Origin of the sequence: Actinoplanes derwentensis (assembly GCF_900104725.1) — a bacterium.
GTDB classification, from domain to species: Bacteria; Actinomycetota; Actinomycetes; order Mycobacteriales; family Micromonosporaceae; genus Actinoplanes; species Actinoplanes derwentensis.
Map to the genome: position 1 here is coordinate 5,554,049 of NZ_LT629758.1, position 23,095 is coordinate 5,577,143.

General features: G+C 69.4%; 19 protein-coding genes. 5 read left to right on the top strand and 14 right to left on the bottom strand.

Translation table 11 applies throughout. The features are described 5' to 3' along the window. Nucleotides 1-69 precede the first annotated feature (69 nt). The 4 genes from BLU81_RS24455 to rsgA all read right to left on the bottom strand — a co-directional run bounded on the left by BLU81_RS24455 (nucleotide 70) and on the right by rsgA (nucleotide 7,233). Complete coding sequence (locus BLU81_RS24455; RefSeq protein WP_092546806.1) at nucleotides 70-585, bottom strand: Rieske (2Fe-2S) protein; 516 nt, start codon at nucleotides 583-585, stop codon at nucleotides 70-72. Between the two features lie 224 nt (nucleotides 586-809). Then, nucleotides 810-3,761, bottom strand: a complete 2,952-nt coding sequence (gene uvrA / locus BLU81_RS24460; protein ID WP_092546807.1) for an excinuclease ABC subunit UvrA — start codon at nucleotides 3,759-3,761, stop codon at nucleotides 810-812. 79 nt (nucleotides 3,762-3,840) lie between these two features. Further along, nucleotides 3,841-5,613: a hypothetical protein gene (locus BLU81_RS24465; RefSeq protein ID WP_092557582.1), complete on the bottom strand. Its 1,773-nt coding sequence runs from the start codon at nucleotides 5,611-5,613 to the stop codon at nucleotides 3,841-3,843. Between the two features lie 570 nt (nucleotides 5,614-6,183). Continuing rightward, nucleotides 6,184-7,233, bottom strand: coding sequence for a ribosome small subunit-dependent GTPase A (gene rsgA, locus BLU81_RS24470; RefSeq protein WP_092546808.1), 1,050 nt, complete (start codon nucleotides 7,231-7,233; stop codon nucleotides 6,184-6,186). 191 nt (nucleotides 7,234-7,424) lie between these two features. Here rsgA and BLU81_RS24475 point away from each other — a divergent pair, with 191 nt between their 5' ends. Together BLU81_RS24475 and BLU81_RS24480 are read left to right on the top strand one after the other, a co-directional pair. Beyond that, complete coding sequence (locus BLU81_RS24475) at nucleotides 7,425-8,063, top strand: MBL fold metallo-hydrolase (protein WP_092546809.1); 639 nt, start codon at nucleotides 7,425-7,427, stop codon at nucleotides 8,061-8,063. 157 nt (nucleotides 8,064-8,220) lie between these two features. Further along, entirely contained in the window at nucleotides 8,221-8,862 is a 642-nt protein-coding gene (locus BLU81_RS24480; RefSeq protein WP_157751775.1) for a hypothetical protein, read from the top strand. A gap of 147 nt (nucleotides 8,863-9,009) precedes the next feature. Here the strand turns inward: BLU81_RS24480 and BLU81_RS24485 are convergent, their stop codons facing one another. The 6 genes from BLU81_RS24485 to BLU81_RS24510 are packed head-to-tail and all read right to left on the bottom strand — an operon-like array spanning nucleotide 9,010 to nucleotide 13,131. Continuing rightward, nucleotides 9,010-9,672 (bottom strand): hypothetical protein, encoded by a 663-nt coding sequence (locus tag BLU81_RS24485; protein WP_092546811.1) that lies wholly within the window; start codon nucleotides 9,670-9,672, stop codon nucleotides 9,010-9,012. 22 nt (nucleotides 9,673-9,694) lie between these two features. Then, a complete protein-coding gene (locus BLU81_RS24490) occupies nucleotides 9,695-10,204 on the bottom strand; it encodes a SigE family RNA polymerase sigma factor (RefSeq protein WP_092546812.1) in 510 nt (169 codons plus the stop codon). Beyond that, a complete protein-coding gene (locus BLU81_RS24495) occupies nucleotides 10,201-10,983 on the bottom strand; it encodes an aspartate/glutamate racemase family protein (RefSeq protein WP_092546813.1) in 783 nt (260 codons plus the stop codon). The genes BLU81_RS24490 and BLU81_RS24495 overlap by 4 nt, the downstream gene beginning before the upstream one ends. After that, the gene (locus tag BLU81_RS24500; protein WP_092546814.1) at nucleotides 10,983-12,497 is read right to left on the bottom strand and encodes an NCS1 family nucleobase:cation symporter-1; all 1,515 of its coding nucleotides are present in this window, start codon (nucleotides 12,495-12,497) and stop codon (nucleotides 10,983-10,985) included. The genes BLU81_RS24495 and BLU81_RS24500 overlap by 1 nt, the downstream gene beginning before the upstream one ends. A gap of 26 nt (nucleotides 12,498-12,523) precedes the next feature. Next, complete coding sequence (locus tag BLU81_RS24505) at nucleotides 12,524-12,838, bottom strand: hypothetical protein (protein ID WP_092546815.1); 315 nt, start codon at nucleotides 12,836-12,838, stop codon at nucleotides 12,524-12,526. Beyond that, entirely contained in the window at nucleotides 12,835-13,131 is a 297-nt protein-coding gene (locus BLU81_RS24510) for a hypothetical protein (protein ID WP_092546816.1), read from the bottom strand. Before BLU81_RS24510 ends, BLU81_RS24505 begins: the two co-directional genes overlap by 4 nt. A 277-nt stretch (nucleotides 13,132-13,408) precedes the next feature. On the opposite strand from BLU81_RS24510, the gene BLU81_RS24515 reads away from it, so the two are divergent. Together BLU81_RS24515 and BLU81_RS24520 are read left to right on the top strand one after the other, a co-directional pair. Continuing rightward, nucleotides 13,409-14,701: a glycosyltransferase family 2 protein gene (locus BLU81_RS24515; RefSeq protein ID WP_157751776.1), complete on the top strand. Its 1,293-nt coding sequence runs from the start codon at nucleotides 13,409-13,411 to the stop codon at nucleotides 14,699-14,701. Next, the gene (locus BLU81_RS24520) at nucleotides 14,698-15,297 is read left to right on the top strand and encodes a V-type ATP synthase subunit E family protein (RefSeq protein WP_092546818.1); all 600 of its coding nucleotides are present in this window, start codon (nucleotides 14,698-14,700) and stop codon (nucleotides 15,295-15,297) included. Before BLU81_RS24515 ends, BLU81_RS24520 begins: the two co-directional genes overlap by 4 nt. Before the next feature lie 34 nt (nucleotides 15,298-15,331). Here BLU81_RS24520 and BLU81_RS24525 read toward each other — a convergent pair whose 3' ends face one another. After that, nucleotides 15,332-15,652, bottom strand: coding sequence for a hypothetical protein (locus BLU81_RS24525; protein WP_092546819.1), 321 nt, complete (start codon nucleotides 15,650-15,652; stop codon nucleotides 15,332-15,334). 541 nt (nucleotides 15,653-16,193) lie between these two features. Between BLU81_RS24525 and BLU81_RS49960 the strand changes: the two genes are divergently transcribed. Further along, nucleotides 16,194-16,883 carry a hypothetical protein gene (locus tag BLU81_RS49960; RefSeq protein ID WP_197685978.1) on the top strand — a complete coding sequence of 230 codons (690 nt, stop codon included), beginning with the start codon at nucleotides 16,194-16,196 and terminating at the stop codon, nucleotides 16,881-16,883. Between the two features lie 205 nt (nucleotides 16,884-17,088). Here the strand turns inward: BLU81_RS49960 and BLU81_RS24535 are convergent, their stop codons facing one another. The 3 genes from BLU81_RS24535 to BLU81_RS24545 all read right to left on the bottom strand — a co-directional run bounded on the left by BLU81_RS24535 (nucleotide 17,089) and on the right by BLU81_RS24545 (nucleotide 23,063). Beyond that, complete coding sequence (locus BLU81_RS24535) at nucleotides 17,089-17,313, bottom strand: hypothetical protein (RefSeq protein ID WP_092546820.1); 225 nt, start codon at nucleotides 17,311-17,313, stop codon at nucleotides 17,089-17,091. An 85-nt stretch (nucleotides 17,314-17,398) separates the two neighbouring features. Further along, nucleotides 17,399-22,276 (bottom strand): sensor histidine kinase, encoded by a 4,878-nt coding sequence (locus tag BLU81_RS24540; protein ID WP_092546821.1) that lies wholly within the window; start codon nucleotides 22,274-22,276, stop codon nucleotides 17,399-17,401. A gap of 70 nt (nucleotides 22,277-22,346) precedes the next feature. Then, a complete protein-coding gene (locus BLU81_RS24545; protein WP_092546822.1) occupies nucleotides 22,347-23,063 on the bottom strand; it encodes a GntR family transcriptional regulator in 717 nt (238 codons plus the stop codon). Nucleotides 23,064-23,095 lie beyond the last annotated feature (32 nt).

Consider the following 23,095-nt stretch of genomic DNA (forward strand, 5'->3'; position numbering starts at 1 on the left):
GGGACTGACAGAATTGCCCGGCCGGAGACCCGGTGCCGCCGCCACGGCCCGGGTCTTCGGCCCTGGCGCCTAAGCGGTGACGATGTTGTCGCCGTCCACCGAGACCGTGGTCTCGGCCAGCGGCGACTTCGCCGGCCCGGAGACCACCGAACCGTCCTCGACGGAGAACAGGCTGTTGTGGCACTTGCAGATGATCGAGCTGTCCTTGATCTCGGTCACCTTGCAGCCCTGATGGGTGCAGACATTGCTGAAAGCCTTGAAGGTGCCCTCGGCCGGCTGGGTGACGACCAGTTCGTCGAGGATCACACCGCCGCCCACGTCCACCTTGGAGGCGGCCACCAGCACGGTGCCGGTGCTGCCGCCGCCGGTCGAGCCGCCCTCGGCGCCCTCACTGCCGGCCGGAGCCGGTTCGGCGGCGAAGTCGGAACCGTTCGGGTTCGTGCCACTGGAGTCGGTGCCGCAGGCCGCGAGCGCGGCGGTCGCGCCGATCGCTCCGGCACCCATCAGGACGACACGGCGTGACGAGGCGGGACCCGGTCGGTCCTGCTGGGTCTCGGCCTCGGTCCGCTGCTGCACGTCAGTCATCAGTTGTCCTCCACTACCTGTTTTCTACCGCCAGAAAGTCACGCGGAGTCGCCCCGGGATACGGATCAGATGCCGTGATCAGTTCAACGGGGCAAGCGAGATTTTCCCGCTTCCTCCACGTTCGCCCGGCAGGTCTGCCTGCTGAGACAAACACAACCGCGCCCGGCAGACCCTAGGAGACCAACCTGACGCGGTTGCTGAGAGTTGTCTAAGAAATTCCTAAATCAGACGGCCGCGGCTTTCGCCCGAGAGCGGGTGGCCCGCTTCTGCGGGGTGGACCCGTTGGCCTTCGCCGCGCGCGCGGCGGCGTCCTTCGAACCCTTACCCTCGCCGGTCAGGCCCAGCGTGTGCCGCAGGAACTGCCCGGTGTGACTCTCCGGCACCTCGGCCAACTCCTCGGGCGTGCCCGTGGCCAGCACCAGACCACCCTTGCTGCCGCCCTCCGGACCCATGTCGATCAGCCAGTCAGCGGTCTTGATCACGTCCAGGTTGTGCTCGATCGTGATCACCGTGTTGCCCTTGTCGACCAGGCCGTCGAGCACCAGCAGCAGTTTGCGGATGTCCTCGAAGTGCAGGCCGGTGGTCGGCTCGTCGAGCACGTAGACAGTCCGCCCGGTGGAGCGTTTCTGCAGCTCGGAGGCGAGCTTGACACGCTGGGCCTCACCACCGGACAGAGTGGTGGCGGGCTGACCCAGCCGCACGTAACCCAGACCCACCTCGACCAGGGTGCGCAGGTGCCGGTGAATGGCGGGCAGAGCCGAGAAGAACTCCGCGGCCTCCTCGATCGGCATGTTCAGGATCTCGGAGATCGTCTTGCCCTTGTACCGCACCTCCAGGGTCTCCCGGTTGTACCGGGCGCCCTTGCACACCTCACACGGCACGTACACGTCCGGCAGGAAATTCATCTCGATCTTGATGGTGCCGTCGCCGGAACAGTTCTCGCAGCGCCCGCCCTTGACGTTGAACGAGAAGCGACCGGGCCCGTACCCCCGCACCTTGGCCTCGCTCGTCTCGGCGAACAACTTCCGGACATGATCGAAGACACCGGTGTAGGTGGCCGGGTTCGACCGCGGGGTCCGCCCGATCGGCGACTGATCGACACCGACGACCTTGTCCACGTGCTCCAAGCCGGTGATCTTGGTGTGCCGGCCGGGAACCTGCCGGGCACCGTTGATCTGATTCGCCATCACCGTGTGCAGGATGTCGTTGACCAGCGTCGACTTACCCGAACCGGAGACCCCGGTGACCGCGATGAACTGACCCAGCGGGAACGGCACGGTCAGGTTGCGCAGATTGTGCTCACGCGCACCGTGCACCACCACCTCACGGCCGTCAGCCCGCGAACGCCGGGTGGCCGGCACCGGAATCGACCGGCGCCCCGACAGATAGGCCCCGGTCGGCGACTTCTCACTTGCCAGCAACCCCTCAACGGTGCCGCTGTGGACGATCTCACCGCCGTGCTCCCCGGCACCCGGGCCGATGTCGACGATCCAGTCGGCGGTCCGGATGGTGTCCTCGTCGTGCTCCACCACGATCAGCGTGTTACCCAGGTCACGCAACCGCACCAGGGTCTCGATCAGCCGATGGTTGTCCCGCTGGTGCAGACCGATCGACGGCTCGTCCAGCACATACAACACCCCGACCAGCCCGGAACCGATCTGGGTGGCGAGCCGGATCCGCTGCGCCTCGCCACCGGACAGCGTGCCGGCACCCCGATCCAGCGACAGGTAGTCCAAACCGACGTCGAGCAGGAACCGGAGCCGGGCGTTGATCTCCTTGAGCACCCGCTCGGCGATCATCTTCTGCCGGTCGTCCAACTCGATACCAGCCAGCAGCTCGGCACAGTCACCGACGGACAGGTTGCAGACCTCGGCGATGTTCTTCCCCGCCACGGTCACCGCCAGCACCTCGGGCTTCAGCCGGGCACCACCACACACCGAACAGGGGACGTCACGCATGTACCCCTCATACTTGTCGCGCGACCAGTCACTCTCGGTGTCGTTGTGCCGCCGCTCGATCCACTGCACCACACCCTCGAACCCGGTGTAGTACGAGCGCTCCCGGCCGAACTTGTTCCTATACCGCACGTGGACCTGATCATCGGCCCCGTACATCACGATCTTCTGCACCCGGGACGGCAGCGCCCGCCACGGCGTGTCCAGGGAGAACTTCTCCGCCTCGGCGAGAGCCTCCAGAAGCCGGGTGAAGTACTCCTGGGTGGTGCCACCGGCCCACGGCTGGATCGCGCCCTGACCGAGGCCCTTCTCCTCGTCCGGGATGATCAGCTCCGGGTCGACCTCCTTCTTCGTGCCGAGGCCGGAACACTCGGGACACGCACCGTACGGCGCGTTGAAGGAGAAAACCCGCGGCTCCAGATCCTCGATCGCGAGCGGATGATCGTTCGGGCAGGCCAGATGCTCGGAGAAACGGCGCTCCCGGTCCGGGGCGTCCTCCGGCAGATCCACGAAGTCGAGCAGCAGAATGCCGCCGGCCAGCCCCAGCGCCGCCTCGACCGAATCGGTCAGACGCTGCTTGCTGGACTCCTTCACGCTGAGGCGGTCGATCACCACCTCGATGGTGTGCTTCTCCTGCTTCTTCAACTTCGGCGGCTCGGTCAGCGGATGGACCACACCGTTGACCCGGGCCCGGGCATAACCCTTGGCCTGCAGTTCGGCGAACAGATCGACATACTCGCCCTTACGGCCACGGACCACCGGAGCCAAGACCATGAAACGAGTGCCCTCAGGCATCTCCAGAACCCGGTCGACGATCTGCTGCGGAGTCTGCTTACTGATCCGCTCCTTGCAGACCGGGCAGTGCGGGATGCCGGTCCGGGCGAACAACAGCCGCAGGTAGTCGTAAACCTCGGTGATCGTGCCGACCGTGGAACGCGGGTTGCGGTTCGTCGACTTCTGATCGATCGAGACCGCCGGGGACAAACCCTCGATGAAGTCCACGTCCGGCTTGTCCATCTGGCCCAGGAACTGCCGCGCGTACGACGACAGCGACTCGACATAACGCCGCTGGCCCTCGGCGAAGATCGTGTCGAAGGCGAGACTGGACTTGCCCGAACCGGAGAGCCCGGTGAAGACGATCAGCGCGTCTCGGGGCAGGTCGAGGTTGACGTCACGCAGGTTGTGCTCGCGGGCGCCACGGATAGTCAGTCGGTCGGCCACTGCCAGCCTCTCCGTACAAGTGTATGAGTCGAGCAGCCACTCTAGCCCCGGGGTATGACATTTTCCGGCACCCGGTCGATCATCCGTTCGAGGGAACCGGCCAGAGCTCCACGCCGCCCACGCTCTGCGGCTCACCCAGGGCCTCCACCAGAACAGACCGCAGCGACGCCTCATTCCGGCTACCCGGAATCAGCACGACCACACCCGCCCGCCAGAAATCCAGATCCGCCAGGAACCGCTCCCGGTCCACCGCCGGAACATAGCCGTACTCCCGCACACTCCACAGCAGGTCGGACGTGTAACGGTGCGGAGCCTGCCAGGAACCGGTGTCGTCGGCCGGCGGATCAGCCGGGCCCATGAAATAGCCACGCGGCGTCGGATAGTCCAGATTGTTGAGAGTCGCCCAGCGCTGCCCGGTGCGCCCCGACGTCACATCCGGCAACGGCACCGTGACCAGCGTCTTCCCATCCGCGACATAGGAACGCCAGGTCCCCTCGGTCAGGAACGGCGGCATCGGATCACCCTGCACCACCGGCAACGGCTTGGGGATCAACGGCACCAGCGCCAGCACCATGCCGATCCAGAACAGGCGCCGGCGTTTCGGCGCGAACGAACCGGCCCGATCCACGGCGAACGCCAGCAACACCCCGGCGACCGCGGCCGGCACCATCGCGAACCGGGTCACGCTGACCAGGTCGATCACCGGAACGTGACTGATCAGCCCGAACGGCAGCGGGATTCCGGTGTCGTACCCGAAGATCCGCAGTTGCGGGCCGAACGACATCACCAGCAACACCAGGCCGGCGATCGCAGTCGACCGCAACGCCACCGACCTCCACAACATCACGATCGCCACGATGACCATCACCAGGCCGACCGGGCCGAAGAACGTGTTGTCCTCGGTCGCACTCACACTCAAATTCCTGGTCAGCGCGGCGTTTCCAGCGAGCGCCTGCCGGGAGAACCAGCCCAGCGACGCCACATCGGTGACATAGGCGGTCGGTTCGAACGGCTGCCCGTGATAGTTACCCGGGGCGAAGAACTGGTACCACAGCGGGTACGCCAGCAGCACCCCCGAGGTGAGCGCGGCCACCCCGATCCCGGCACTGAAATGCTTCCAGACCAGACGCGCCTCACTCCAGGCCATCGCCGCGTACCCGGCCGCCATCAGGCCGAGCGTCAACGCGGTGAAGAGCAGCGCCTCCTCGTTGATGAACACCTGCAACGTGATGAGCAGACCCAGGATCACGCCGCCGCGCCGGACCCGGCCCGGTTCCCGCAGCCGCAGCACCTGCCAGACGATGAACGGCAGCACATAGTTGCTGACGAAGTTCACATGCCCGTTCGCGTGCGAGATCATCGCCGGCGCGAAACCGCACCAGGCGCCACCGATCCACGCCGCCGGGCGGCTGTCCACCAGATGCCGGGACAGCACCCAGTACCAGGCGAAAGCCGTACCGCCCAGACCCCCGGTCACCAACAGCGCCACCGTGACGCCGCCGCCCAGGAAATGAGTGACCGGAGCCAGCGGGATCGCCAAGGCCAGGATCGACGTGTTCGCCATCATGTTGACACCGACCGGCACGTTGAACCGGTCACTGAAGAACGGCGCCGCACCGTCGAACACCACCCGCTCGGCGTGCGCCAGCATGAACAGGAAGATGCCGTGATCGTCGTCGTTGCCGGCGAGCACCCGCCCGTTCGGGTCGATCCAGAGCTGAATCGTCACCAGCGTCGCGAACAGAGCGAACCCCAGCGCGACCCACGTATCGACCCGCTGCCACCGGGCCGGACGCCCGGCCTTCTCCGCGACTTCCGCCGCCTTCTCGGTCACCTCGTCAGCCGCACGCACCGGCCGCATTCTGCCAGAACGCCCCTACACCCCCACACCGAGCCGGTTACCCCCACCCCACCCACTCACCTCCCTCCCCGACTCACCTCCCTCAACGACGGCTAGCCGTCGCTCAGTCATGAAATTCGGCTAGCCGTAGCTCAGCCATGTTCTGGGGCGCCATAACAGGTCTGAACTACGGCCGGGTTGACTGAGCCGTAGCTCAGCAACGTCATGGACCCGCTATGACATTGCTCAGCTACGGCTAGCCGAAAAGAACGGGCCGGAAGAGCTGGGCCGGGGAAGAACTGGGGGCAGGGAGAAACTACGTCCGGCCGGTCGAAGAGCCCGCCAAACAAGGGCCGGACGAACGAAAGGCCGGAGAACACGGGGCTGGACGAGCAAGAGCAGGAAGAACGACGGGCCGGACGAACAACTGGCCAGCGCGCCGATGAACGGCCCGGCGGTCGCGGGGCGGTGGGGGCTGGTCAGCCGACGCGCGAGGTGGCGGCAGACGCCCGAGGTGGAGGCAGGCCAGCCGACGCGCGAGGTGTTTGCCGGTGTGCCGGCCAGCCGTACCGGAGGAGGGGTTCAGAGGCGACGGCTGCTCGGGGGCGCGGGGGAACGTCGTTGGCGGGCCAGCCTTGCGGAGCGGCGGCCGCTCTCCACCTCGACCTCGCGGCGCAGTTTGCGCCAGCTCTCCAGGCGGCGTGGCGGCAGCGAGCCGTCGGCCAGGGCGGTCTGGACGGCGCAGCCGGGTTCGGACTCGTGGCCGCAGTCGTCGAAACGGCACCGCGCCGCCAGGCCGGTGACGTCGGCGAAGGCCCGGTCCAAGCCGCCGCCGGTGTCGAGAAGGCCGACGCCACGGATGCCGGGGGTGTCGATGACGGCCCCGCCGCCGGGGAGCGGCACCAGATTGCGGTAGGCGGTGGTGTGCCGCCCTTTGCCGTCCGCGTCGCGGATCTCCTGGACGGGCATGACACTCGTGCCGGCCAGTGCGTTGACCAGGGTCGACTTGCCGGCGCCGGAACGGCCGAGGAGGGCGACGGTCCGGCCCGGCCCGATCCGGGCGCGCAGTTCGTTGAGGCCCCGGCCCTGTTGGACGCTGACCGGCAGGACCGGCACGCCGGGTGCGAGTTCGCCGAGTTGGCGGGCGATCGCCGCCGGGTCGCGGCTGGTGTCGCTCTTGGTGAGGACCAGGAGCGGGTCGGCGCCGGATTCCCAGGCCAGGGCGAGCAGGCGTTCGACGCGGGCGTCGTCGGGTTCCGGGTGGATCGGCTCGACGACGGCGACGACGTCCATGTTGGCGGCGAGGACCTGACCTGAGGAGTCCTTGTCGGCGGTTCGCCGGATGAGTGTGGTGTGGCGGGGCAGCACGAGTTCCAGGGTGGTACGCCGGTCCGGCCAGTGTCGCAGCACCACCCAGTCGCCGGCGCTGGGCAGGGCGGACGGGTCGCGGGCGGCTTCGACCATCACGGAACCGCCGAGGGTGGCCCGGGTCACGCCGGACTCGGTGAGGACGGTGCAGATGCCGCGGTCGGCGCGGAGGACCCGGCCGGGAACGGAGTCGGGCCGGTCGAAACGGCGGAACGAGGAAGCGAAACGGTCGTCCCAGCCCAGCTGGGACAGGGGGTACGACATGAGAACCCTTTGCGGTGTTAGGGGACGACGTGGCCTGGCACTCAGGCGGAAGCCCCCGGGTGAAGGGACGCGGTACTGGCGAACTGCACGCTCCTCACCTCCTCCGCATGTGATCGATCGGCGCGTCTGTCACGACGGTAGTGGCGTCGTCACCGAGGCGAAAGCGATTTCCGGGGCGCTAGGGTTCTGACGTGACTTACACCGGTGATGTCGTTCCGGGCGGCGAGCCCGCGGTCCGTGACCTGGGTGGTGGCCTGACCCTGACGAAGGTGTCGGTCGGCGCGATGGACAACAACGCCTACCTGCTGTCGGCCGGTGGCGAGCAGTTACTGATCGACGCGGCGGCCGACGCAGGCCGGCTGTTGGAGCTGATCGGCCCGGCGGGGCTGCGCACGGTGGTGACGACACACCGGCACGGTGATCACTGGCAGGCTCTGGCCGACGTGGTGAAGGCCACCGGTGCGGACTCCCTGGCGCACGTCGACGACGCGTCGGAGATCCCGGTGGTGTCCCGGGCGCTGGCCGACGGCGACCTGATCGAGGTCGGCGGCCACACGCTGGAGGTGATCCACGTGGTGGGCCACACGCCGGGGTCGATCGTGCTGTCGTATCGGGGGGAGCATCTCTTCACCGGCGACAGCCTCTTTCCCGGCGGGGTGGGCAACACCCGCGGGGTGAAGAAGAATTTCACGTCGCTGATCGATGATGTCGAGCGCAAACTGTTCGACCGGTTCGGCGACGGCACCTGGTTCTACCCGGGCCATGGCCGGGACTCGACGCTCGGCGCGGAGCGTCCACATCTGGCGGAGTGGCGCGCACGCGGCTGGTGAGACGAGTCACATCGGCGCCTTCATGTCGGACTTATCGTGTTTCACGATGAGAAATCTGCTATCTCCAGGAGTCGCCGGATATCGCTCCTAGACTCCTGGGGACTGTCCGGTTTTGTCCCGGCGGTCGATCGACACATCGACCAGAAAAGGACATGACATGAATGCTCGACGCGCGGTGTCGGCGACGATCGTCGCGGCGGCGGCCGTGCCCATCGCGGTACTGACCTCGGCCCAGCCCGCACAGGCGGGGCCTTGCTCGGGAGTGCCGACGATCACCGGTTTTCCGTTCGACGGGAAGTTCGAGATCTCGCCGACCAACCTCCGCACCGGGCCGGGGATGGAGTGCCCGTCGTTCGGGATGGGGTTCGCCACCGACGCCGTCCGGTACTACTGCTGGCGGATGAACGAACGGGGCGAGAGCTGGACATTCATCGGCATCCCCGCGGCCCAGATGTTCGGCTGGGTATACGGCGGCACGCTGGTCGGCGGCGGATCACCCACCGCGTGTCCTAGCGGGCAGCCGGGCCCGGGCGGCGGCTATCCCCCCGTCGGGAACCCGGTCGGCGGCGGAGATCCGTCCGGTACTCAGGTCCCGATCGGCTCTGGTGGCAATACCCTGACCAACTCAGCGGTCACCGGCCACTACGGTCCCGGAGCGACAACCGGGACCACCGGCGGATCCGGTGGTGCCAACCCGCTTGCCGACCCGGCCGTCACCGGCCACTACGGTCCCGGAACGACAACCGGGACCACCGGCGGCACCCCGAATCGCAACGGGATCGGCCCGCGACAGTCGTGAGTTCGCCGCCCGGAAGACCGGCCACATTCCCGTGGTCACCACGCGAGGCGTGCTCGGGTCACCATCGGCCCGCGCATGCCGGACGAGACGCGGCAGCCCGGGGCGCTTTCCCCGTCCCGGGCTGCCGTTTTCCTCCCTCGGCCGGCGTCAGCCCTGGCCGGGCTTGGCGTTCTCGTTCACGTGGATGCCCTTGGCGAACTCGATGACGTCGGTCTTGCTCCAGCCGAGGCCGTCCCAGACCTGCACCTGCAGGCGGGGACCACTGGGCTGGTCGACGTAGAGCCACCAGCCGGTGGTCATGTCCTCGGATTTGCCGAGCACACCGGGCTTGCCGCCGACGTCGACCTTCTCGCCCTTGGGCGCGCCGGTCTCGTCGACGGACTGGAGCATGACGACGACCTTGCCCACGAAGTTCTGCGGGTTCTTGTCCTTGGCGTTCTTCGGGCCGAGCGTCAGGACGTACGAGTCGACGCCCTGAACCTCCCAGCCGTCCGGCACCTGGTCGAGGGTGTAGCCCTCCGGCTGGTCGCCGGTGTAGGCGACCAGTTTCACGGTCGGGGCGACCACACTGCCGGCGGTGGTGCCCTGTGCGATCGGGGTGTGCTGGGCCGGTGTGGCTCCGCCGGTGGTGGCGAACGCGACGGCCGCGGCGAGTGCGGCGACGGCGAACGCGGAGCCGGTGCCGGCCTGGGCGAGACGGCGGCGGCGCAGGGCCCGCTGTCCGCGGGCCATGTCGGCGGCGATCTGCTGGGTGGTGGGTTCGACGGCCGGTCCGGCGATGCCCGCCAGCCCGTCCTGAAGGTTCATCATGTCGTTTCTCCTGATCGAAGCGTCACAGCAGCGCTAGGGAGGGGTTGGGGCCGAGGACTGTCCGGAGGCGGTCGAGCGCCCGGGCGGTCTGGCTCTTCACCGTTCCCTCGGAGCATCCGAGGGCGTCGGCGGTGTCGGCGACGTCGAGGTCGTAGAAGTAGCGGAACACCAGTGCCGCCCGCATCTTCGGTGGCAGTTCCTTCAGGGCCGCGCGCAGCCCGTCGGAGACGTCACCGTCACGATGAGGGACGGCCACGTGGTCCGGGACCTCGGCCATCGACCGTTCGCTGCGCCGCCACCACCGTCGCCGCTCGTCGGTCAGCGCGTTGACGAGCACTCGCCGGACGTAGCCGTCCGGGTTGTCGGCTCGCTGGAACGCCGGCCAGGCGACGTACAGTTTGGTCAGCGCGGACTGGACGAGGTCTTCGGCCAGGTGGGCGTCACCCGCTGTGAGCAGAGTCGCCGTACGCACCAGTGCGGCCCTCCGGCTGACCACGAACTGGTGGAATTGCTCATCTCGCTCGTTCTTCACACGAGCCCCTCCTTCGCTCTCACACCTCCCTGACGACTGCCGTCCCGGCCGGGTTGCATGAAGTCGCTCAATCTTCCGGAATAGGCTTTGACCAGGGGCGGAGCGTACTCGTCCCGTTTCGAGGTGCCTAGGCCCAACGTGACCAGGGACTGCACCAGCAGGGTGGCGGCGGTGACGCCGTCGATCACCGGGACGCCGACTCGTCGTGACACGTCGGCGCAGAGGCCGGCCATTCCGGCGCAGCCGAGCACGATCACGTCGGAGCCGTCGTGGTCCAGGGCGTGCCGGGCCAGGGCCACCACTCGGGGCAGCACGGTGGGGTCGGTCTCCAGTTCCAGGACCGGGATCTCGCAGGCGTGTACGCCTTTGCAGGCTCCGGTGGCGGTGTAGCGGCGGGCCAGGTCGTGCGCTCGCCCCGCCGTACGGCCAAGGGTTGTCACCACGCTGAATCCGCGGCCGACCAGCGTCGCCGCGTGCATCGCCGCCTCCGCGATGCCGACCACCGGACCGGACGCGATCTCGCGGGCGGCGTCGAGTCCCGGGTCGCCGAAGCAGGCGATGACATGTCCGTCGGCGCCGTCCCGTTCCCCGGCGATGATCTCGGCGAGCAGGCCGGGGACGGCGAGGGCTTCGTCGTAGTGGCTTTCGATGGAGGCCGGGCCCATCGCCGGGGTGACCGCTTCGACGACGACGCCCGGGCCGGCGACGGCCCGGGCGCTCACCTCGATCAGTGTGGTCATCGACGCCGTGGTGTTGGGATTGATGACCCGGATGCGCATCAGAACTTGATCTTCACCGGAGGACCGGAGACCGCGGCGGTACGGCGGGCCAGGCTCAGGTAGACGACGAAGCCGAGGCCGCAGCCGATGAACCAGCTGTACTGCGCGACGTCTGTCATCTTGCCGAGTACCGGGATCACCGCGATGATCGCGCCGGCCGCGGTGGCGATGATGGCCGGCGGGTTGTAGCCGTTCTTGTAGTAGTACGGCCCGTTCGGCGACATCGTGAACAGCGCGTCCACGTCCACCTTCTGTTTGCGGATCAGGTAGTAGTCGGCGATCAGGACTCCGAACAGCGGGCCGATGAAGGCGCCGAGCGTTTCGAGGGTGTAGTGGATGACCTCGGGGTTGTTGTAGAGGTTCCACGGGGTGAGCAGCACCGATCCGACCGCGGCGATCATGCCGCCGGCCCGCCAGGAGATCTTCTGCGGGCTGACGTTGGAGAAGTCGAACGCCGGTGAGATGAAGTTGGCGACGATGTTGATGCCGATCGTGGCGATGGTGAAGGTGAGCGCGCCGAGGACGATCGCGAAGGTGCTGTCGATCCGGGCGACGGTCGCCACCGGGTCGGTGAGCAGTTCCCCGAAGACCGGGACCGTCAGTGAGGCGGTGACGACGGTCAGGATGGAGAACATCAGGAAGTTGACCGGCAGGCCGAGGAAGTTGCCGGTCTTCACGGCGGTGAACGACTTGCCGTACCGGGAGAAGTCGCCGAAGTTCAGCATCGGGCCGGAGAAGTACGACACGACCAGGGCGATCGCGCCGAGCATGACCGGGATCGCGTCGGTGCCGGTGACGGTGACCTCGCCCAGGTTCAGGTCGATGGCGCTCCAGCCGGCCTGGGAGATCAGATATCCGGCGAGGACGAACATGACCACGTAGACGGCCGGTCCGCAGAAGTCGATGAACCTGCGGATGGTCTCCATGCCGGTCCAGAAGACGGCCGCCTGCAACACCCAGAGCAGGGCGTACGTGCACCAGCCGAGCAGTGGCAGGCCGAGGAAGCCGTATTGGTCGACGTCGGCGTACGGCATCAGGGACGGCCACAGTTTGAGGATGACGACGTCGAGGGCCGCCGAGGCGAGGTAGGTCTGGATGCCGTACCAGGCGACCGCGATGGCACCGCGGATGATCGCCGGCACGTTGGCGCCCAGCACTCCGAAGGCCACCCGGTTGATCACCGGATAGGGCACGCCGGTGACCTGGGACGGTTTGGCGACGAGGTTGCAGAAGAAGTAGACGATCGTGATGCCCACGACCAGGGAGACCAGCACCTGCCAGCTGGACAGCCCCAGGGCGAAGAGGCTGCCGGCGGTGACGTATCCGCCGACGCTGTGCACGTCGGACATCCAGAACGCGAAGATGTTGTACGAGCCCCACCGCTGTTCTTTGAGCGGGGCGAGGTCATCGTTGGTGAGACGCGGATCGTAATCGGGTTTCGTGACGCCGCTACCGACCGGCATGCCGGCGGCTTCGACCAGGTCCTCGTGATGCTTGCCGGGGATGGTGGCCATGGACGTCACGCTATGAATCCGCTGTTTCACCGGGATGTGCGGAACTGTATATCTTCCAGCCGGCGGTCCTGTTCGTGGTCCGGGTAGAGGGTCCGCTGGTTGAACACGGTGCGGCGCACGTGCGGCGGGTTGACGATCGGGGCCGGCACGCTGGTTGCCCGCCGTTCGGCCATCATGCCGATGATCGAGCGGGACGCCTGGTCGTAGCCGGTCCGGTAGGCCTCATCCCGTTCCAGCCCGTGGCGGTGCCACTGGTGGATCCGGCCGACCGCGTAACCGCTGGACACGACGATGCAGAGGGTGAGGATGAAGTACAGGATGCCGTTGCCGGGCGCTGTCATGATCTTCCTGTCTCGAAGGGGAACGTCCGGCTTCTCGGTGCGCAGGGGCGAGGCCGGGAGAACTTCTTGCGCGGCGGCCGGCCCACCGGTGACGCGATGACCGGTCGTCGCCGGCCGGCGGCCATCCGGGCGGCGAACGCGGCTGACGCGTGCCGGAATCCGTTGCGGAAAGCGGCCCGGCGCAGGTGGTGCTCACGGTGCCGCTGGTGCACCCGGCCGCCGATGTAGGCGCTGACACAGGCCACCGCGAGAGCGCACAGCGACTCCAGCAGGACGAACCTGGCGGGTGTCATCGGCGGATCGCTTTCACTGTTTCCTCCGGCTTCCGGGAGCTGTTTTCATGACGGCAAACTCACGTTCGGCGACGCAGGAAGTCAGTCGCCGGTTCGGCGTTCGGCGGACGAAGAGCGGTCCCTGATAGCCGATCGGCCCATTGAATCCGTGGCCGCGCACTGGTCCGCACGGACCCCTGGCCCACCCCCGTTCGGACGGCACAGCGGTCCGTGTGACGGAGTCCGAAGGCGTGAGAACGAGCCTGATTCACGCGAACGGGGCCTCAGGGTATTTGACTTGTCTGTCCGTTTTGCCAACATCCCCCTCGCGGCTGGACCGCCGCAGCCGTCGTCGGCGTCGTCGAGGGAAGGGCTCCCGCGCATGCAGCACATCGGCCCGGCAGGGTCCCGGACCGTCTGGCGCGCGCTGGCCGCGGGGATCGTGATCCTGGCGGTGACCGCCGTGACCGGGTACGTACACCGGGAGGTCACCGATTCCGCGCTGTTCGCCTGCTGGTGCGCCGGGTACGCGACGCTGCTGGTGCGGGCGTACTCCTTCGTCCGCAACTCCCGGCCCCCGCATCCGGAGGCGGTGCCCGGCCGGGTCGTGGCGATCGTCCCGGCCGGTGAGGCCGCCGCGGAGGATCTGCGCGCCTGTGTCTGGTCGCTGCTGAGCCAGCACGGTGCCGTCGTCAGTGAGGTCCACGTCACCGACGACGGCCCGGACCGCCGCCCGGTGCAGCCGTTCGCCCACCCGCGGGTGTACTGGCACCGCCGGCCGGACGGCGGGTCGCGCCCCGGTGGCCTGCATGTCCTGGACCAGCTCGATCCGGGTGACTGGGACTTCGTCCTGACCCTGGACGGTGACTGCATCCTCGACGAGCACGCGCTGGGGCATCTGCTCGCGGCGTTCGCCCGGTCACGGGTGACGGTGGCCAAGCCGATGATCGTGGCTCGTAACGCCGGGCAGAACCTGCTCACCCGGATCGCGGACGTGCACCTCGGCAGTTCCCGGGCGATGCGGATGAGCCGGCCGCTGCCGGGTGCCGCCCTGTGCCGGGCCGGCGCCGCCTTTCCGGACCGGCATCACCACCGGACCGGGTCGGCCGTGTTCGAGGGCGAGACGACGGTGGTGCCGGCGGCGACCGCCTGGACTCGGGCGCCCGCCGACCCCGCGACCGCCTTCGACCTGTGGTTTCGCTGGTCGACGACGTGGTGGCGGACGTTCGGGCGGCTGTTTCCGGCGGCCCGGATGCTCGCCGGTTCCCTGACCGTCGGATACGCGTCGGTGGCGCTGGTCAGCGGCCCGGTCCAAAGCGGCACGGCCGCTTTGTACGCCACGTTGTATCTGCTGGTTCGTTACGCCATCACGGGCCTGTATCTGGTCGACCGGCCCCGGACGAGCGGACCTGACAGGTTCTGGACGTGGCTGCTGCTCACTCCGGCCGAGGCGTTCCTCAGCCTGCTGTTCGTCGTCCCGGTCAGGTACTTCGCCCTGTTCCGGCTCTGCCGGAGCCGTTCCACGACGTCAACGGCCGGTCCCGGCACGGTCTACCACAGCGCTCACCTGCTTGAAGGGAACCGAACGTGAACACCGACACCGAGGTGATGTTGTCCGGCGGCCTCGACGGCGTGCTTGTCCCGGCGATGCCGCCAGCGCAGCGAACGACATCGGTCCCGTCGGCGGAGACCCTGGTCCTGCCGGACGGGGCGCTCCAGTTGCTCGCGCTGGCCCAGCGCACCGCGGACGATCACATCGCCGCGGTGAACCGGCACGCCCACCAGGTGCGCGCCGAGGCCCAGGCTCTGGCCGAACAGATTCACCGCGAGGCCCATGCGTACGCCGACGAAGCGCGCGCCGAGACCGACCGCCTGCTGGCCGAGACCCGCGCCGAAGCCGACCGGCTCCTGACCGAGGCGCGTGCCGAGGCGGGGCGGATCGTGGCCGACGGCAGTGTGCACGCCGAACAGATGCGGGCGCAGGCGCAGCAGCGTTACCAGGACGCGGTCGGTGGGCTCGCGATGCAGCGGGAGGCGCTGCAGAAACAGATCGAGGCCCTGGCGAGCTTCGACAACGACTACCGGCAGCGGATCACGATGTTCCTGCAGAGCCAGTTGCGGGCGCTGTGGGCCGAGGAACCCCGGGCCATCGATCCGATGGACCCGGAGACACACCCGGCCGACTGAGCCGGCCCGGTGCCGGCCGGCTCAGTCGGCGCCGTCACGTCTCGGGTACGGTCCGCACCGGCCCGGAGGCGTGTCGCGGCGCTCGCTTACGCCGCCGGCGCCGGAAGTCGAGTTCCCACCAGTCGTCCGGGATCTGCTCGACGAAGAAGCGCTGGACCGGGGACAGCTCGCCGACCGCCGCGAGCGTCTTCTGGGCCCGGATCCATCTCCGGGTGTCGGTGCGGGCACGCTGCACCCGGGCTCGGGCGACGGGATCCGAGGGATCGCTGTACGGCTGATCGCTCTCCAGCAGGGCCAGCGCCGCGTTGTAGGCCGCCCGCCACCTCGCGGGCAGCGTCGTGTCGTCTTTTGCCACGGTCGAGTCCTTGATCTAGTCGCCGTCCGGTCCCCACGGTCCACCCCGCGACCGGGCCGCCGGGAGTTCCGTCATGCCATTAACTTGCCAGAAATGTCGGCAGAGGCCAGAGACGCCCGTTCTGGCCTTTCGGTGCCGCGCTAACAGCGAATCGGCTGCGGTACAAGGTGCCGAAATGCCCCTCCGCGAACTATTTCGAGGTAGAAGCAACGTAATTCAGCCCACTTGCGGCCAGGGGTCCGTCGTCATTTCAGCCGCCCGCCATCGGCCGAAAGGCGGATCGGGTGGTGCGAACGGACGGTCGCTAACGCCCGTTCGCACTACGTCGGGCGTGGAGCCGGGCCACCACGGAGAGCGGAAGAGCCCTGGAAAGCGAATTCGGTTCGCTCCCTGACGCTTTCTTCGGGCAGTTCCCCTGAACGGCCAGTCATCGGCAGTCGTTCAGGCATCCGACAATGTACGCAGGAGCGACAACCGGCGTCGCGGAAATGGTGTTCTCCCTCTCGAAAGGCTCCACCAGAAGAAACCGAAAGGAACCGCGATGAAAAAGCTCACCCGCGTTATTTCCACGGGTGGACTCGGCTTGCTCGCCGCGCTTGCGGTAGCTGCCGGTCCAGCGCAGGCCGTCAATGCCAATAGTGTCGCGCACACCAAGCCCGCGACGCGGCCGGTCCACCTGAACGACGGCGTCCAGGTTGCCGGTTTCTACTCGTCGCTCCAGGCCTGCAGCCTGGCCGGGCGTTTCGGTGAGCAGCGGGGCTACTGGGACACCTACAGCTGCAGCCCGGTCCGCGTCGGCGTGCGCGGCGGTGCCTGGGCGCTCCAGGTCGCCAGCTACGACAACTGGGACCGGGGCGGCTTCGACGTCGCGCTGCGCGCCGTCTGTGCCTTCCCGAACCAGTACCGCCCGGTGTGGGTGGGACAGTACCGTCAGGGCCGGCCGGCCCGGGTCTTCGTGAAGAGCCCGGGACGGGTCATCTACGGCCACCCCGGCCGGGTCATCTACGGCAAGCCGGGCTGGGGCTGGGGCGGTAAGGGCCACGGTGGCTACGGCAACGGCGGCGGTTACGGCAACGGCGGCGGTTACGGCAACGGCGGCCACAACGGCGGCGGCTACGGTAACGGCAACGGCAACGGCGGGCACAACGGCGGCGGTTACGGCAACGGCGGCTGGGACGACGACGACAACCACGGCGGCGGCGACTACGGCCGCAACGACCGCAAGAAGTAGGCACCTGATCCACGCCGGTGCCGCCGGGGGATGCGCCTGCCCCGATGGCACCGGCTTCTCAAGCGGGGTACCACCATCAGGTTGCTCATGGAATTCGCCGACGAATTCCACCACGCCCGCGCCCTCCTGAACCGGGGTGCGGGCACAGGCGTGACGTTTCACCGGGCGGGCCCGGTCTTCAGATGATCTGGGGACCGGGCCCGCCCTACTGCTGTTCGCGCCGTTCCCGTTCGCGTGTTTCGTATTCCGGCCGGAAACCCCGGGAGGCCATCACGAAGAATGCTCGGTAACCGTGCCGGTATCCGTCGCGAAATGACCGGTCCCGGTCGAGACCGAGTCTGTACCACTGATGGGCACGCCCGCCGAGATAGGCGAACAGCGCCGAGATCACGATGCAGGCGGCGATCTCGAGAACGCTTTCGGTCGGCATTCCACGAGCTTAAAGTCGGCGAACGACATGACAAAATGCCGGCCTCGGCGGCCGGCGGTGACTTCCGTGCGGATTTCCCCGACGATCATCCAGGTGTTACCGGTGGTTCCGGGCCGTGACCCGGCCGGAGTCGGAGGACGAATGTCGATCCGCCGGTCTCGCCGGGGTGGTAGTCGACGTCGCCCTGGTTGGCCCGGGCCAGTTCCCGGACGATGTAGAGGCCCAGCCCGGTGCCGGCCACCTTCCCGGCGGTGGACGCGGCGCGGGCGAACCGGTCGAAGAGCCGGTCCTGGAACTCCGGCGGCACTCCGGGTCCCTCGTCGCGGACTTCGACGGTGACGGCCGGGCCGCGTTGCCGGGCGACGACCGCGGTCACGCCACCGCCGTACTTGGCGGCGTTGCTGATCAGGTTGGTGAGGATCTGATCCAGGTGGCTGGGCTGCATCATCGCGACCAGGTCCGGCGGGCAGACCACCGGCACCCCGCCGGCGGCGGTGGCGACCAGGGCCGCTTCGATGTGGTCGGCGACGTGCACCGGGACGGGTGTCGCCATCAGCCGGCCGGCGTCCAGGCTGACCAGGTCCAGCACCTCCTGGACGATGATCGCGAGCCGCTGCGTGGTGCGGTGCACCTTGCCGACGATCTGCCGGGTGCCGGCGGGCAGGTCCTCCTCGGACAGTGCCAGGTCGAGGTTGCCGAGCATCATCGCCAGCGGGTTGTTGATCTCGTGGCCGAGCATGCCGATCAGGTCGGCCTTGAGCTGGTTGGCGGCCTCCAGTTCGCGGTGCCGGTCGGCCAGGTCCGCGGTCCGGATCCGGACGGTGTCCTCCAGCGAGTCGTAGAGCAGGGCGTTGTCCAGGGCGACCGCGAGCTGCCCGGCGATCAGCCGGACCGCTTCGAGGCGGTCGGTGGCGAAGACACCGTCCTGCCGGTGGTTCTCCAGCAGCAGGACCGCGCCGTCGGCGTCCCGGCTCGGAATCGGCACCGCCAGCAGCGCGCAGGTGCCCAGCCCGGCGAGGTACGGGTCGCGGGCGAAGCGTCCGTCCCGGGTCGCGTCGGCCACCAGCAGCGGTCGGCCGGTCCGCAGGACGTAGCGGACGGCCGATTCGAGCCGGTCCGGTCCGGGCCCGGCCGGGGTGTCGCCGGCGATCTCGGTGGTGTGCCAGTCCCCGGTCCGGTGCCGCAGCACGAGGCGTACGTGGGTGGCCCCGGTCATGGCGCTCAGCACGTCACCGACCTGCCGTTCCAGTCCGGCCAGCGAGGTCGCCGAACTGAGTGCGCGGGAGGCGCGCAGGATCGCCACCAGGTCGATCCGGTCGGTGCCGGCGCCGCTGCCGGAGTCGGGGACGGTGGCCCGCAGGAACGGGTGCCCGGCTTCCAGACGGGCCAGCAGCCCACCGGCGCCCCAGGCCAGGTAGGTGTCGCGGGCTTCCACCAGCAGCCGGTGCCCGGTGTGTGCCATGCCGCGTTCGAGGTGGAAGCGGGCGGCCCGTTCGGCGAGCAGGGCCCGGTGCCACGGCCGGCCGGTCACCTCGTCCAGGCCGGCGTCGAAGTGCCGGGCGGCGGCGTCCGGGTCACCGCGGGCCCAGGCTCGTTCGGCGTCGACCAGGCGCAACAGTGGCCGGAAGTTGCGGGGTGAGTCGGTGGCGCGGGCGGCGAGCCAGTCCCGGAGCCCGCCGAGTTCGGTGCCGGCGGTGGGGTCGCCGTCGCGGAGCCGGGCGGTCAGGCTGAGGCAGCGGACCACCCGGGCCAGGGCGGAGACGTAGAAGCCGCGGATCGCGTCGCGGTGCCGCATCGCCGCGGCGGAGTGCTCGTCCAGGGCTGCCGGGTCGTGCCGGAGCAACGCGGCGAGGGCCCGGTTGACGTGGTGGGTGGCCAGGCCCGGCGGGTAGGTGTGCAGCCCGTCGGGTTCGGGTGGTTCGCAGTCCGGAACCGGTTCACGCAGGCCGCGTACCAGGTCCCGGTATCCGGTGAGGCTGAGCGCGGCGGTCCGGTTGCCGGTGCGCTCAGCGGTGGCCAGGGCGGCGCCGACCTCCTCGGCGACCGTCTCCAGCGAGTCCGCGGTGTCGAAAAGGGCGGCCGCCTGCCGGACGCTGCTCAACCCGGCGACCAGGCCGTCTCCGGCGGCGATCAGGTCGTCACGGGCTTGCGGGCCGGCGTCGGCGATCTCTTCGAGGGGTTCGAACCAGTGCGCTGCCAGGTACAGGTACATGTACCGGGCGACGGCGGTCTCCGCCTGGTAGCCGTGCGCCCGGCCGGTCTCGGCCACGTACCGGCTCAGCCGGTACCCGGTGCGGTAGTCGTCGTACTGGTCGATGGTGGTGCAGATCGCCGCTCCGGCGGCTCCGACGACCGGTGGGCAGACCCCTTCGGTACGCCACAGCCGGTACGCCTGCAGCACCACCCACGCGTGGTGCAGTGTCCCGAGCCGGTAGGCGGGCACCAGCAGCCGGTTGATCAGCCGGCCGGCCGCGAGGACCCGGGGGTCGGTGGTCTCGGCGGCCCGGTCGAGGTCGCCGGGGTGGTCCCGCAGGGCGGCCGTCTCCGCGAGCACGTACGGTGCCAGGTCGTCCGGCGGTTCGATGCCGAAGCGGCGCAGGACGTCCAGGCCGAGGGCCCACGAGGCCTGTGAGTCGCCGCGCTGGGCCAGCAGGTCGACCTGGATCGCGGTGGCGTCGGCAAGCGTGATCAGGTCCGGGGACCGGCCGGCCAGTTCCCGGTAGATCCGGTCGGCTTCGTCGAGCCGGCCCAGGCAGAAGAGGGTGGCGTGCCGGTCCACGGCGATCGCGTCGCACAGTGGGCCCCGGTCCGGGGCGAGCCGGCTCGCCGCGTCGAACAGTTCGGCGGCCACCGGATGGTTGGTGAGCCGTACGGTGCGCCGGCCGGCTTCGTGCAGCAGAGCCGCCGCGGTCTGCCGTTCCGCCGGTCCGGTGATCAGGGCGACGGCGGCCAGGTATTGTTCGGCGGCTTCCTGCTGGTGGCCGGGCCGGGTGGCCAGGCGGCGGGCCAGGGTCAGGTGGGTGTGCTCCCGTTCCGCGGTGGTCTGCAGGTCGTGTGCTGTCTGGTGGATCAGGTCGAGGCGGAAGCGGACGGTTCCGTCGGTGATCAGGATCAGTCCGCCGTCGACGGCCGGGGTCAGGTCGCGGGTCAGTACCGGTTCGGTGGTCCCGGTCGCGGCCGCCAGCAGGCCGGTGCCGGCGTCACCGCCGAGGCAGGACAGGGCGGCCAGGTGGTGACGGGTCCCGGCGGGCAGTTGCTCCACGCGTACGGCCAGCAATCGGGGAATCTGGTGGGCCGCGGCGAAGGACCGGACCGCCTCCGGCTCCCACTGCCAGCCCGTCCCGGACAGGGTCAGCAACCGTTCCGACCGCAGCCCGTTGAGCAGTTCCACCATGGCGTACGGGTTACCGTCGCCGCTGTCCCGGACCGCTTCGGCCAACTCGGCGGTGTCCTGCGGCGGCGTCCGCAGCACCGCGCCGACCAGTTCGGCCGCGCTGTCCGGGTCGAGTCCGGCGAGCCGGATCACCGGGCCGGCCCGGCCGTCGTGCCGCCAGCGGTCGATCAGTTCCCGCAGGGCCGGGTCCTCGTCGCGGTAGGTCATCGTGATCAGCAGTCCGGGGATCGGCCCGGCACCCAGGATCGCCTCCAGGACCTGCACCGATCCGTCGACGGCCCACTGCAGGTCGTCGAGGACCAGCACGATCCGGTGCCGGGCCGCGAACGCCCGCAGCAGGGCCACCGCGGCGGCACCGGCCCGGGCCCGGGCGGTCGTCGGGTCCGCCGGCCGGGTCTGTTCCCGCGGGCCGAGCAGGTCGGTCATCTCCGGGATGGCGGCGTAGACCACTTCGGTGTTGGCGCCGAGTTCGGCCACGATCCGGCGGCGGTCCTCGGCGATCTCCGGTTCCGGTTCGGCCAGCGCCGCCTGGACCAGGCCCCGCAGGGCGCGGGTGACGCCGCCGGTGCCGGTGCCGGTGCGGAACCGGTCGAACCGGCCGGTGGTGAACCAGCCGCCCCGGTCGGTGATCATCGGGCGCAGGGCCCGCAGCAGTGCGCTCTTGCCGCTGCCCGGCGGCCCGGCGACCAGCAGGGCCGGTGTCCCGCCGTCCAGGGCGCGGTCCAGGGCCGCGGTGAGCAGGGCGGTCTCCCGGCTCCGGCCGGCCAGCCGGGCCGGTGGCACCAGGAAGGCCGGGAAGTCGCGTTCGCCGAGCAGCCACCGCCCGTCCGGGTCGGCTTGCCCGCGGGCCAGGTCGTAGGCCAGTCCTTCGGCGCTCTGGTAGCGGCGGTCCGGGTCCTTCTCCAACAGCCGCAGAACGATCGCGGCGAACCGGGGCGGCAGGTCGGGGCGCAGCCGGTCCGGTGGGACCGGTGGGCGCGTCAGGGTGTCCCGGACCAGATCGAGGGTGTCCGGGCCGCGGACCGGTGGTTCGCCGGTGGCCAGCGCGTACAGGGTGGCGCCCAGGCCGTAGAGGTCGGCGCGGATGTCGACGGCGGTTCCGATCCGGCCGGTCTGCTCCGGTGCCAGGTAGCCGAGTGTGCCGACCGGCCCGTCCGGGGCGGTGCCGGGGCCGGGCCCGATCAGTGCCAGGTCGAAATCGATCAGTATCGGTGGGCCGGTGGCGGGCAGCAGGATGTTGGCCGGGGTGACGTCCCGGTGGATCACCCCGGCGCGGTGCACGGCGGCGAGGGTCGCCGCCAGGCCGGCGCCGATCTTCCACAGCGTGGGTACGGGTAACGGTCCGCCGTCCGGGACGGTGCCGCCGTCGTCCTCCACGGTCAGTACCCGTGGTGACTGGTGACCGGCGAGCCGGGGCACACCCGGGATGCCGGCGAGGTGCCGCAGCACCGACTGTTCGTGTCCGGCGCGGCGGGTGGCGCCGGGGCCGGTGGCCCGCTTGTGGATCAGGCTCCGGCCGCCGGGCACGGTCCGGCGAAAGACCTGTGTCCGTTCGCTGCGGTAGAGCACTATCCGATTTTGGTTGTTTTCGGGCGGCTCAGTAGGCGTACCGCCGCAATCGTGTTTTTGATCTTGAAGGTCAGTCGCCCTCCGCGAAAAGCCCGATGTCCCGTGGCAGGAACGCGACGAACCTCTGCAACCGGCCGTGATGCACGGCACACACGCCGGCGAGGGCCTCCTGGTCGCGCCGCAGGAACGCGGCGAGCATCCCGGCGTGATCGGAGTGCAGCAACTCCCGTTCCGAACCGGTCAGGTGTGACATCGGACGCAGTGGCTCGGTCATGTTCCACGCCGACTCCAGCATGTTCACCAGCCGCCGCATCCGGCACGGGGCGATCAGCGCCAGATGGAACCGCCGGCTCTCCCGGTGATAGGCGGCCCCGCCGTCGTCGGCCTCGATCGCCTGATCCAGCGACCGCAGCGCGGCCCGGGCCGTCCGGTCGTCGGCACTTGACGCACCGGCGACCGCCACCCGCAGCGCCGCCGACTCCAGAGCCTCCCGGACCAGGTAGATCTCCCCGAACTCGCGGGCCGTCATCATGGCCACCCGGTAGCCGCCGTTGGCCCGATGGTCGACCAGGCCCTCCCCGATCAGGGTCATCAGCGCCTCCCGCACCGGGATCCGGCTCACCCCGAACGCCGTCGCCACCGCGTCGACCGGGATAGCCGAACCGGGCGGCACCTGACCGTGCAGGATCACGGCCCGCAACTCGTCCACGATCGCACTCTGGGTGCTACCGGCCGGCCGATCGGCGAGCCGGGCCAGCAACGCCGATCTGCGCCGGGGTCCGGACATGGACGGACCCTAGCCCTCGGCGGTTATCGGCA